Origin of the sequence: Methylophilus sp. Leaf416 (assembly GCF_001424665.1) — a bacterium.
Taxonomy (GTDB): domain Bacteria; phylum Pseudomonadota; class Gammaproteobacteria; order Burkholderiales; family Methylophilaceae; genus Methylophilus.
In genome coordinates this window covers 337,532-349,801 of the sequence record NZ_LMQS01000004.1, presented here as the reverse complement: position 1 = coordinate 349,801, position 12,270 = coordinate 337,532, and the positions used below count along the sequence as shown (strand labels likewise).

The 12,270-nt window shown below is 51.0% G+C and carries 10 protein-coding genes; 7 read left to right on the top strand and 3 right to left on the bottom strand.

Features of this window, described 5'->3' with window-relative positions; genetic code table 11:
• From rdgB to ASG34_RS11340, 4 genes are all read left to right on the top strand, one after another.
• Positions 1-621, top strand: a complete 621-nt coding sequence (gene rdgB / locus ASG34_RS11355; RefSeq protein WP_055830580.1) for an RdgB/HAM1 family non-canonical purine NTP pyrophosphatase — start codon at positions 1-3, stop codon at positions 619-621.
• A 41-nt stretch (positions 622-662) separates the two neighbouring features.
• A complete protein-coding gene (locus ASG34_RS11350; protein ID WP_055830578.1) occupies positions 663-878 on the top strand; it encodes a hypothetical protein in 216 nt (71 codons plus the stop codon).
• A gap of 10 nt (positions 879-888) precedes the next feature.
• Positions 889-2,712: a DNA helicase RecQ gene (recQ, locus tag ASG34_RS11345; RefSeq protein WP_055830576.1), complete on the top strand. Its 1,824-nt coding sequence runs from the start codon at positions 889-891 to the stop codon at positions 2,710-2,712.
• Between the two features lie 111 nt (positions 2,713-2,823).
• Positions 2,824-3,855, top strand: coding sequence for a DUF4062 domain-containing protein (locus tag ASG34_RS11340; protein ID WP_055830574.1), 1,032 nt, complete (start codon positions 2,824-2,826; stop codon positions 3,853-3,855).
• A gap of 61 nt (positions 3,856-3,916) precedes the next feature.
• On the opposite strand, the gene ASG34_RS11335 is transcribed toward ASG34_RS11340, so the two are convergent.
• Complete coding sequence (locus tag ASG34_RS11335) at positions 3,917-4,504, bottom strand: arylesterase (RefSeq protein ID WP_235559787.1); 588 nt, start codon at positions 4,502-4,504, stop codon at positions 3,917-3,919.
• 65 nt (positions 4,505-4,569) lie between these two features.
• On the opposite strand from ASG34_RS11335, the gene ASG34_RS11330 reads away from it, so the two are divergent.
• The 3 genes from ASG34_RS11330 to hemW are packed head-to-tail and all read left to right on the top strand — an operon-like array spanning position 4,570 to position 9,043.
• Positions 4,570-5,277, top strand: a complete 708-nt coding sequence (locus ASG34_RS11330; RefSeq protein ID WP_055830570.1) for an ABC transporter ATP-binding protein — start codon at positions 4,570-4,572, stop codon at positions 5,275-5,277.
• A complete protein-coding gene (locus ASG34_RS11325) occupies positions 5,277-7,793 on the top strand; it encodes an ABC transporter permease (protein ID WP_055830568.1) in 2,517 nt (838 codons plus the stop codon). Before ASG34_RS11330 ends, ASG34_RS11325 begins: the two co-directional genes overlap by 1 nt.
• 38 nt (positions 7,794-7,831) lie before the next feature.
• The gene (hemW, locus tag ASG34_RS11320) at positions 7,832-9,043 is read left to right on the top strand and encodes a radical SAM family heme chaperone HemW (protein WP_055830567.1); all 1,212 of its coding nucleotides are present in this window, start codon (positions 7,832-7,834) and stop codon (positions 9,041-9,043) included.
• Positions 9,044-9,949: 906 nt separating this feature from the next.
• On the opposite strand, the gene ASG34_RS11315 is transcribed toward hemW, so the two are convergent.
• Together ASG34_RS11315 and argH are read right to left on the bottom strand one after the other, a co-directional pair.
• A complete protein-coding gene (locus ASG34_RS11315) occupies positions 9,950-10,666 on the bottom strand; it encodes a hypothetical protein (protein WP_235559786.1) in 717 nt (238 codons plus the stop codon).
• Positions 10,666-12,084, bottom strand: coding sequence for an argininosuccinate lyase (gene argH / locus ASG34_RS11310; protein WP_055830563.1), 1,419 nt, complete (start codon positions 12,082-12,084; stop codon positions 10,666-10,668). The genes ASG34_RS11315 and argH overlap by 1 nt, the downstream gene beginning before the upstream one ends.
• Between the last annotated feature and the right edge of the window lie 186 nt (positions 12,085-12,270).

Below are 12,270 nucleotides of genomic sequence, written 5' to 3'. Positions count from 1 at the left end.
ATGGCACTAGCGTTCAACAAACTGGTCATCGCCTCCGGCAACAAAAACAAAATCCGCGAAATCGCGCATGTTCTGTCCCCCTTGAATATTGAGATTGTGTCGCAATCTGAATTCAATGTACCGGAGTGCCCGGAGCCGTATGAAACCTTTGTTGAAAATGCCCTGGCCAAAGCACGGCATGCCAGCCAGCATACCGGTTTACCGGCACTGGCTGATGATTCCGGTTTATGCGTGAATGCCCTGCATGGCGCACCAGGTGTGATCTCCGCACGTTATGCAGGCCCACAACCATCAGGTAGCCTGTTGACGCAGGATGAACGCAACAACGATAAACTGCTCACAGTGATGTCGCGCGAAAGTGACCGCCGTGCCTATTTTTATAGTGTGCTGGTGTTGGTGCGGTCGCCCAACGATCCGCAACCGATTATTGCCGATGGCGTTTGGATGGGTGAAATCTTGCGCGAGTTTCGCGGGTCAGAAGGGTTTGGCTATGACCCCTTGTTTATGGATTTGGAAACACGCAAGACCGTGGCTGAATTACCGCTGGAAGTAAAAAGCAAAATGAGCCACAGAGGCCAGGCCTTGGTAAAATTGCTGCAAGCTTTAGAGAAAAGTCAGTAAAAAAAGTAACTGAAAGCACACGTAGGTGAAAGAAACAGCATATGACAAATGAGTGGCCCAAATGGGTGCGTGACGACGGCTCGGTGGTTTCCTGTACTGAAAAAGTCAAAGTCATGTCTGAAAACTTTGATGAACTCAAACAGATCGCCCAGGATGCGCTGGAAGATGGCTTGCTGATGGAAGTCAGCGAAGAACAGATGCGCCAGGCTTTGCATGCGCTCGTCGATACTTTAGTTAATCCTTACAACAAGATATAGGCTTGCCAACATGGCAAGCTCCTCACCGCAACAAATCCTCCACGACGTTTTCGGTTACAACCAGTTTCGCCATCAGCAACAAGCCATCGTTGAACATGTGATTGCCGGGCAGGATGCGCTGGTGCTCATGCCTACCGGCGGTGGTAAATCGCTGTGTTACCAAATACCTGCCTTGGCCCGAGATGGCCTTGCTCTCGTAGTCTCACCATTGATCGCCCTGATGCAAGATCAGGTTGAGGCCTTGCAACAGTTAGGCGTCAACGCTGCCTTCCTGAATTCCAGTTTAAGCGCTGAAGATAATACCCGCATCACCCGTGAAGTCGTGAGCGGTGAAATCAAATTATTGTACGTGGCACCCGAGCGCCTGATGGTCGGCAGCTTTTTAAGCCTGCTTGATGAAGTGCAGCAGCACACAGGCCTCGCATTGTTTGCGATTGATGAAGCGCATTGTGTCTCGCAATGGGGCCATGATTTCCGGCCAGAATATCGCCAGCTCACCGTGCTGCACAATCGCTTCCCCGATGTGCCGCGTATCGCGCTGACCGCCACGGCTGATGCACCGACCCGTGCCGAGATCATCAGCCAGCTCAACCTCGAAAACGCCCGCCAGTTCGTTTCCAGTTTTGACCGCCCGAATATCCGCTACCACGTCGGCATTAAAAACAATGCGCGCCAGCAGTTGCAGGCATTTCTGGAACGTGAACACGCCAACGACGCTGGCATCATTTATTGTTTATCGCGCAAAAAAGTGGAAGAAACCGCCGCCTGGCTGGTTGAAAAAGGCTGGTCGGCACTGCCTTATCATGCCGGTTTGCCCGCGCAATTACGCGAACACCATCAGCGCCGCTTCCTGCGTGAAGAAGGCATCATCATGGTGGCGACCATCGCGTTCGGCATGGGCATCGATAAACCCAACGTCCGCTTTGTCGCGCATCTGGACCTGCCAAAAAGCATGGAAGGCTACTACCAGGAAACCGGCCGCGCCGGGCGCGATGGCCTGCAAGCAAACGCGTGGATGGTTTACGGCATGGGTGATGTCGTCTCCATGCGGCAAATGCTGGATAGCGGCGAAGCCTCCGAAGAACGCAAACGGCTGGAAAGGTTAAAGCTGGACGCCTTGCTAGGCTACTGCGAATCTACCGCCTGTCGCCACCAAAGCATTTTGCGCTACTTCGGCGAAAGTCACCCCGGCGCCTGCGAACAATGCGACAACTGCCTGCACCCGATAGAAACCTGGCAAGCCACCCAAGTCGCGCAAATGGCACTTTCCTGCGTATTCCGCACTGGCCAAAGATTTGGCGTCGGCCATTTAATCGACGTACTTACCGGCAAAGTCACTGCGCAAGTTGAGCGCTTTAATCACGATAAAGTCAGCACCTTCGGCATAGGTAAAACCCTCAATCAAAACCAGTGGAGCGGTGTCTATCGCCAGCTGATTGCCGCGGGATTACTGGAGGCAGATATGGCAGCCTACGGCGGCTTAAAACTGACTGAAGCTGCAAGGCCAGTATTAAAAGGCGAGCAAGAAGTCTGGCTACGCCGCGACACCGAACCCGAAAAACGCATGGGCAAAGCCGAACGCAGTGCCCGCGCTAAAGAAGCATTTGAAGGTGCCAATGATGACTCACTGTGGCAAGCACTTAAAGCCAAACGGTTGGAACTGGCAAGAGAGCAAGGCGTGCCGCCGTATGTGATTTTTCACGATAGTACGCTGCTGGAAATCCATAACCGCAAACCGCAGACCTTGGATGATATGGGGCAGATTAGTGGGATAGGGCAGGCGAAACTGAAGAAGTATGGAGATGCATTTTTGTTTATATTACAAGAAGTTTAGTTTTAGTAATGCAGCTTATATTATTATCGACTCACTTTAATATATGTAAACTGATACACGGATTTTGCTAAATGTTAAAAACTCAATATTGATTATTAATAAGAGAGAAAAATGACAAAAAAATATCAAATTTTCGTAAGCTCAACATATAGCGATCTTATTGATGAAAGAGAGCAAGTCATTAAAGCGGTACTCGAAATGGGGCATATACCAGTTGGGATGGAAATGTTCAGCGCGGCAGATGATGAACAATGGAAGTTAATTGCGCGTCAGATTGACGAAATCGATTATTACGTACTCATAGTGGCTCATCGGTATGGTTCAGTTACCACTGAAGGAATAAGTTACACTGAAAAAGAATTTGATTATGCAGTATTAAAAGGGGTACCTGTATTAGGTTTTGTAATTGATGACGATGCCCCGTGGCCAAAAAGTCGGCATGAGGAAGATTCCGCAGGGCAAAAGAAACTAACCTCTTTTAAACAGAAAGTAAAAGGTAGGCTAATTCACTTTTGGAAAAATAAAGAAGAATTACATGGAAAAGTTTCGATTTCACTTATGAAATCGATAACTGCAAATCCTAGAACTGGTTGGGTAAGAGCGAATGAAGCTACTGGACCAGAAGTAATAAAAGAACTCAGCAGACTAAGCAGTGAAAATGCAGCCTTGAGAGAAGAAACACAAAATCTGCGGAAACAGCGTGAAGAACAACTGGATGAAGTTAGATCAACTATTAGAATTCTTTCCAATAACTCACGCAAATTCAAAGTACGTAAAACAAGTTCGTGGGATGATGCAACTCGCTACACAAACACCTTAGCTGATATTTTTCATTATTCAGCAGCAAATCTTATTACTGAAAATACTGACTTAGGTGTAGCACAAAATATAGCATTAGCCGTTTCTGATACTAATTACTATAAAAATTTTCCTATTGGTTCAAATATTGTCTCAGACATGATTGCAGACATGGCAGCCTTAGATTTAGTAGAACCTTCAAGAAAAAAACACTCAGTAAATGATAAAAACCGTTATTGGACGCTTACAAAGCTCGGTAAACAAGTTCTAAAAGAATTTAGGCGAGTCCGCCTAGAGGAGGGGTTAGATTCGTCATCTGACGTTCAACTAACTAGTGAAACGTAAACCATTGATGTTTTAAGTCATGTCTCTCCAATATTAAAGCCTGAAAGAAAATATCTATTAATTATCTTGGGGGCTTAATATTGCTTATTGTTAATGGTTTCAAAGTCGGCCAAACATTTTCCAATATCTTACGCTGAGCATTCACATTAGGATGCAGCCCATCCTCCAGCACCAGATCACTGTGCCCACTAATTCCATCCAGGAAAAACGGGATAAATGGCGTTTTATATTTTTCTGATAAATCCAGGTAAACCGCCTTAAAACCATTGGTGTATTTCGGGCCATAATTCGGTGGAATAAACATGCCTAATAACACCACTTGCGCATTGGCTTGCTGGCTGGCCTGAATCATTTTTTCCAGATTGTTTTTCATTGCATCCAGCGGTAAGGCACGCAGGCCGTCATTGGCGCCTAGTTCTATCACGACGATACTGGGTTTAAACTGCTTGAGTGCAGCAGGTAATCTGCTGAGTCCACCCGCCGTTGTTTCACCACTGACACTGGCGTTGGCAACTTCATAGGGCAATTGGTTGTCTTTCACTCGTTGTCCCAGCAGACTGACCCAGCCTTGTGCCTGTGGGATTCTGTAGGCGGCAGATAAGCTATCGCCAAATACCAGTATCGTTGGTTTGGATGTGGCATCTGCCATAGCTAAATGAGTAAATAGTAAACCAGGTAACACGACTAATATCTTTAGAAATCGGAACATCATTAATGCAAAGCCCTTATGCTGTTGAAGCGCTGTCTTTAAGTAAATCTGTTGTGAGCAATGATACAACAATCCCCATTTTGACCAATTTGAATCTTGCCGTACCCAAGGGTGAGAGGCTGGCAATCATTGGGAGTTCCGGTTCCGGTAAATCTACTTTGCTGGGCCTGCTGGCGGGGTTGGATACGCCTAGTAGCGGAAAAGTCCTGATTGCTGGGAAAGATATTGGGCGGATGGATGAAGATGGCCGTGCGGCTGTACGTGCCGAGCATATGGGCTTTGTGTTTCAATCATTCCAGTTGCTGGGCTCACTGACCGCGCTGGAAAATGTGATGTTGCCTTTGCAGTTAGCAGGTCGCCGTGATGCGCAGGCGATTGCGATAGCGGCACTGGAAAGCGTAGGCTTGGCAGCGCGTGGCACACATTACCCAAAACAGTTATCAGGTGGCGAACAGCAGCGGGTGGCGATTGCCCGGGCATTTGCGGCCAAGCCTTCTATTTTATTTGCGGATGAGCCGACCGGTAATCTGGATGTCGCGACCGGGGAAGCAATTATCAAATTGCTGTTCGATCTAAACGCGAAGAGCGGTACGACGCTGGTGCTGGTGACGCATGATATGAACCTGGCAAGGCGTTGTCAGCGGGTGCTGAATTTGCAGAATGGCGTGCTCAGTGAGATCACTATTGCCGACACGCATGCGGGAGTACATTAATGCTGGCGTTCTCGATTGCCTGGCGCCAGTTTCGCAGCCTGTGGTCTTCCGGCGAAATCCGTGTATTGCTGTTTGCGCTGATATTGGCAGTCACGGCGACCACCTCAGTCAGTTTTTTTACTGACCGTATCAAGTCCAGCATGCAAACCCAGGGCAATGTGCTGCTGGGGGCTGATCTGGTGGTGAATTCTGACCATGCTATTCCGCCAGCTTACCTGGTGGAAGCGCAACGCCGCCAGTACCAGACCACGCAGGCACTGGAATTTTCCAGCATGGTGCTGAAAGGTGAGCGTAGTGAGCTGGCCGAGATTAAGGCGGTGGAAGCTGGTTTTCCGTTACGTGGTCATTTAACCATCAGCAAGCAGTCAACGACCTCGGGAAAAGCGGAACCATCTTCGACAGATATTCCTGTGCCCGGCACGGTGTGGATGGAGCCACGACTGGCGCAAAAACTCGCATTGAAGATAGGCGAAGAGGTCAGCGTTGGTGAAAGCCAGTTTACACTCGCGGCATTTGTATTGCAGGAGCCATCGCGTGGCGGTGATATGTTCAGTATTGCGCCGCGGTTATTTATGAACAGCGCCGATGTGCCTGCCACTAATCTGGTGCAATTTGGCAGCCGCGTGAAATACCAGTTGCTGGTTGCAGCCAATATGGATGGCGCAGTGGTGAACCAGGCGATGGAAGACTACGCCGAATGGCTGAAACCGCAGTTAGCCCGAGGTGAGCGCGTAGATGATATTCGCAGTGCCCGCCCGGAAATGCGCAATGCGCTTAACAAGGCCCAACAGTTCCTCGGTATTGCCTCCATGGTCGGCGTGATTCTGGCGATGGTGGCGATGTTGCTGGCGAGTATCCCCTATGTACAGAAAAGCCTGGATGCGTATGCGCTGATGCGTTGCTTCGGCGCGACAAAAAAACTGATTACGCAGATTCTGCTTTACCAAACCTTGCTGCTGGCGTTGGTCGGCAGTTTGGTCGGGTGTTTGCTGGGGTTTGCCGCGCAATACGGCTTAGCCATCCTGGCGGGCCGCCTGTTTGTAGAGACGTTACCCGCACCCGGCTGGATGCCAGTTTTTCTAGGTTTGGCTACCGGATTTGCCACCTTGCTGACTGTGGTGTGGCCGCAACTGATGCGCCTGCGCGCAGTACCGGCATTACGCATTTTGCGCCAGGACCTGGAAGGCAATGTGCGTATGAATGTCATTGTATTTATCCCTGCATTCCTGGTGCTGGCAGGGCTGGTGTTCTGGCATGCAGGGGATATCAAACTGGCCGGGATTGTATTCGCTGCGTTATTGGCATTGGTCGTGGTAGCAGGTTTGCTGGCATTGGCCGGGTTGCGACTGGTACAGTCATTCAGTGTGCAGAATTTCGGCGTGATCAAGCTGGGTTTGATGGGCTTAAGGCGCCGCCCCATCCTGACCATCGCCCAGGTAGTTGGCTTAAGCATGGGCCTGATGGCGATATTATTGCTGGCATTCGTGCGTAGTGACCTGCTGAAAAACTGGCAAAGCTCGTTACCGGCAGATGCGCCTAACCGCTTTGTGATCAATATCCAGGCAGACCAGATTCCGGGTATCAATCAGGTGCTCACTGCGAATGCCATCCAGCATGCTGACATTTTCCCCATGGTGCGCGCACGCTTACAAGCGGTGAATGGCAAACCGCTCAATATCGAGAATTACAAAGATGACCGCGCCAAACGCCTGGCCGAGCGCGAATTCAATTTATCTTGGGCAGCGCAGATGCAGGCCGATAACGAGCTGGTGGCCGGGCAATGGTGGCAGGCCGAAGATGCTGGCAAACCGCTGCTGTCTCTAGAACAGGGGCTTGCCGAGACGCTCAATTTAAAGCTGGGCGATAAGTTGACTTATGATGTGGCGGGTACACAGCTAGAACTGACCATTTCCAGCTTGCGCAAGGTGGAGTGGAACAGCATGCACGTTAACTTTTTTGCGGTGACACCACCGAAAGTGCTTAATGATTATGCTGCCAATTACCTCACCAGCTTCCACCTGCCTGAAGGCAAGGAAGAAGCGCTGAACCAGTTGGTCAGGAAATTCCCCAATCTGACCATTATCAATGTCGCCGCAGTGATGGAGCAGATTCAAAGCCTGATCAGCAAAATGAGTTATGCGATTGAATTCGTATTCGGCTTTAGCCTGCTGGCAGGCCTGGCAGTGTTGTATGCCGCCCTGATGGCAACCCGCGAGGAGAGGGTGCGCGAAAGCACATTGATGCGGGTGCTGGGTGCTTCAAGAAAACAGGTGGTACTGGCCATGCTTGTGGAATTTTTATGCATAGGCATATTGGCCAGTGTCGTCGCCAATATTTTTACCAATATTGCTGCCTATTACCTGGCGACGCTGGTGCTGGATATGGAATACCAGTTCAACGCCTGGTTAAGTGTCCAGGCATTGCTGGCCGCGATTGTGCTGGTGCCGTTCTCGGCCTGGCTGGTGGCGCGTAACCAGTTTAACCAGCCGCCAAGGGCATTATTGCAAAGCATATAAACGCCGGTTGTCTCACGGTTACGCGGTAAAATACGCACATGATCCCGATTTACCCTGCCAACAGTTTGAGTGACGCGCCCTTGCAAGGCGACGTCACGCTGAGCGGCCTCACCAACCCGCCGCCGCTTTCGCTGTATATTCATATTCCCTGGTGTGTACGTAAATGCCCATACTGCGACTTCAACTCCCACGAAGCACGCCAGGAAATCCCTGAAGCCGCCTATGTCGATGCACTGATTGCCGACCTCGAACAAGCCACGCCACTGGTGTGGGGCCGCAAAATCCGCAGCGTGTTTTTTGGTGGTGGCACGCCCAGCATTTTCTCTGCCGAGTCGATCGATAAAATCCTGAGTCATGTGCGCATGCTGACGCCGCTGGAGTATGGCGCCGAAGTCACGCTGGAAGCCAACCCCGGCACAGTGGATATCGCCAATTTCAAAGGGTATCGTGATGCTGGGGTAAACCGGGTTTCGCTGGGTATCCAGAGTTTCCAGCCGCAATATCTCAAAGCGCTGGGCCGTATCCATGACAGGGAGCAGGCGCTGGCAGCAGCTGAGCTGGCGTTAAATACCTTCGAAAAGGTCAACCTGGATGTGATGTATGCATTGCCAGAGCAGAGCCTGGAAGATGCATTGCTAGATGCTGAAACTGCCTGCCATATCAAGCCCGCGCATCTGTCGTTCTACCACCTGACGCTGGAACCCAACACACCTTTTCACCGCACGCCACCGAGCCTGCCGGATGACGATACCAGCGCCACCATGCAGGAAGAGATTGAGAAGATACTTGCCGCTAATGGCTACCAGCATTACGAAACATCAGGCTTTGCCCAGCCCGGTCAGCAATGTCAGCACAACCTCAATTACTGGACCTTTGGCGATTACCTGGGCATCGGGGCAGGGGCGCATTCCAAGCTGAGTTTTCATGACAAGATCATTCGCCAGAGCCGGCATAAACATCCGAAGAGATATGTGGAATCTGTGACGACAGGGCAGGTGGTGGATAGTGAATGGCAGATTGGGCGTGAGGATCTGGCGTTTGAATTTATGATGAATGCGTTAAGGCTGGTGGATGGGGTGGAAGCGGGCTTGTTCCAGCAACGGACGGGATTGCCGTTAAGGGTGATTCAGGCGCAGTTACAGCTGGCGCAGCAGAAGGGGTTGCTGGAGCAGGTTGGGGGAGTGATTAAACCTACGTTGCTGGGGCAGCGGTTTTTGAATACGTTGTTGGAAATGTTTTTGCCAGAATAGGTAAGTTTCGAATGCAGTTGGCGCGGCACAATGTTGCAGGGCCTGCTGTGTGCTTACAGCATGGTTGCTTTAGGCAGAATCGGTGAGCCCTGCAGCATTCCGTCATTCCGGCGAAGGCCGGAATCCAGGCAAGGGGAATGCTTTGCTTGGTTGTAATCGAAGAGCGGATCCTGCGCTTGCTGTATATCTTAAATAAGTAATTCTTCAGGATATTCAGCATTCTCTTTCGCCTCTTGGCGAGTTACTTTTCTTTGCTTGCCCAAAGAAAAGCTAACCAAAAGAAATGCACCCTAGCTTCCGCTTGATTCCTGTGTTGCTCGTCAAAACAAGCGGTCGCGAAACTCGACCTGGCAGCTCACAAAATACGTGAGCTGCTGCGGGACTCAAACAAACGCTCCCTTCATCTTGTTTTGACTGCGCTACTCGGCGCGTCAGATAGGGGCCCATTGAAACCATCACGTTGAAACAGTGGTTAATGCAAAGGACAGAGAGCGCTAAGTAACTGTTTTAATTTCAAATGCTAAAACCAACAAACCAATTCCATATGTTTTGTTGTTTTTATTTGAATGACTGAGCGGGGATGAATGCGACGAGTCTCAGCCTAACTGAATGCGTAGTGTTTTTCACGGGCCCCTATCTGACGCGCCGAGTAGCGCAGTCAGCGTGGGAGGTGTCGGCCAGCGTCTGTTTGAGTTCCGCAACAAGCCACGTTGGGTGTGGCTTGTCAGGGCGAGTTTCGTTGGCCGCCCATGCTGATGAGCAACACAGGAAACAAGCGGAAGCTAGGGTGTCGTGTTCTTTGCCTTCTTTCTTATGGACAAGCATAAGAAAGAGGGTCGCCTAGAGGCGAAAAGGAATATTGCTTCAGGCAAAAGATTGCCGGCAGGCGAGAAAGAATCCATCAAGCTAATCTATGAGCGAAGAATCACGTTTCCTCTGTAATCCCCAAACCACTATCAACACAAGCAACAATAACCCACTACTAATAATCATCACCAAATGCGGTTGTTTGGATAAACTCTTCACCGACATATGCCCCAGCGCCTTAATATTCGACTGAAAGTTATACCGCACCTGGGCTGTTAATCCCGATGCCGAAGATTTTACATTATTCAGTTTCATCCATGCTGGTACCTGAATAGACGGCAAACTCAAGCTAGGAAAGATACTTCCCGATTGCTCCCACTGCCGCATCTGCAAACTCATCACCAACCCTGTCGGCGTAGCAAACACTTGCGGGTCTGCCTCATCCGCTTTCTTAATGCGATGCGTCACCGTATGCAAAGCCTGTGCATTCGGCACTGCAATCAATTGCGCAGAGTCCACGCGCTGATCGGCAGTCAGCAGAATGCCACGGCCACGGCTAAAGGTGAGTGATTGCTGCACAAAGCGCTGCTGCAACACTGGGCTTTGCGGATACAGTTTGGCGGCCAGGCTGTTGATGCTCTCGCCCGGTAACAGCGGCCATAACATGGATTGTTCGTGCTTGGGATTGGCAATGCCGAACGCGGCTTGCGCTGGTTGATGACGCAGACCTGTCATCAAAGCGAAGCAAAGGATTACTCCCGCCATCATCAGCCAATGTGATCTGCGATTCCACTGGAGATGAGGCAGGCGTGTCATCAGCGCCCTAACTGTTCCCTGGCTTGCGCGATGGCGCGGCGGACTTGTTCGGGGGCGGTGCCGCCGGTGTGGTTACGGCTGGCGACTGAGCCTTCGAGCGTCAGGACTTCAAATACATCATCACCAATTGTTGCGCTGAATGCCTGTAACTCTGCCAGGCTGAATTCTGCCAGGTCACGGCCGGATTCCACGCCCGCTTTGACGGCGTGGGCGACCACTTCGTGCGCATCACGGAAAGGCATGCCTTTTTTCACCAGGTAGTCAGCCAGGTCTGTGGCGGTGGCAAAGCCTTCCAGTGCGGCCTGGCGCATATTGTCGGCTTTGACGGTGATGCCGCGCAGCATGTCGGCGTAAATCTGCAATGTCACCAGCAGGGTGTCGGCCACGTCAAACAGTGGCTCTTTATCTTCCTGGTTGTCTTTGTTATAGGCCAGAGGCTGGCCTTTCATCAGGGTCAGCAAGCCGATCAGGTGGCCGTAGACACGGCCGGTTTTACCGCGTACCAGTTCCGGCACATCCGGGTTTTTCTTTTGCGGCATGATGGAAGAGCCGGTACAGAAGCGGTCGGCAATATCGATAAAACCGAATCTTGGGCTCATCCATAAAATCAGTTCTTCGGAAAAGCGTGACAGGTGCATCATCAGCAGCGAGGCGGCGGCATTAAATTCAATCGCGAAATCACGGTCGGATACCGCGTCCAGCGAGTTCTGGCAGACGCTATCAAAGCCTAGTAATTCGGCGACCAGTTCACGGTTGATCGGGTAGCTGGTACCGGCCAAGGCAGCAGCACCTAGCGGCAGGCGGTTGATACGCTTGCGTGCATCGGCAAAGCGTTCGGCATCGCGGTTCAGCATTTCAAAATAGGCCATCAGGTGATGGCCGAAAGTCACCGGTTGCGCCACTTGCAGATGAGTGAAGCCTGGCATAATGGTGGCGGCATTTTGTTCTGCCAGATCCAGCAGAGAGGTTTGCAGGGCACGGATACCGGCAATGGTGTCATCAACCACGCTACGCAACCATAAGCGTACATCGGTGGCGACCTGGTCATTACGTGAGCGGCCGGTGTGCAGGCGTTTGCCGGCATCGCCGATTTTCTCGGTCAGGCGTCTTTCGATGTTCAGGTGCACATCTTCAAGATCCAGCAGCCATTCAAATTGGCCGGCTTCAATCTCGGCCAGGATTTCGCCGAGGCCGCGTTTGATATCTTCAACATCCTGTGTAGAAATAATGTTTTGCGCACCTAGCATGGTCGCATGCGCGATCGAACCCTGGATATCAAATGCAGCCAGGCGTTTGTCGAAGTGAACCGAAGCGGTGTAACGTTTGACCAGCTCAGCCACCGGCTCATTGAAACGACCGGACCAGGCCTGGTCTTTTTGATGCAGCGAAGATTGTGGTGTGGATTGCGAAGTTGTCAAAGCAAAAATTCTTTCTGCCAGAAATTGGGCGTCTAGCGCATGCTTGCGCCACTGGCGCTTAATACTTATGATGCTGGCACGACATTATAAATGAAACGCGCGATTAAGTGATTGAGCGAGATAAAGTGCGAGGCGCACGGAACGCATTAACCGTAGTATGCGTCATGCAGCACGGTTGCGAGGTTG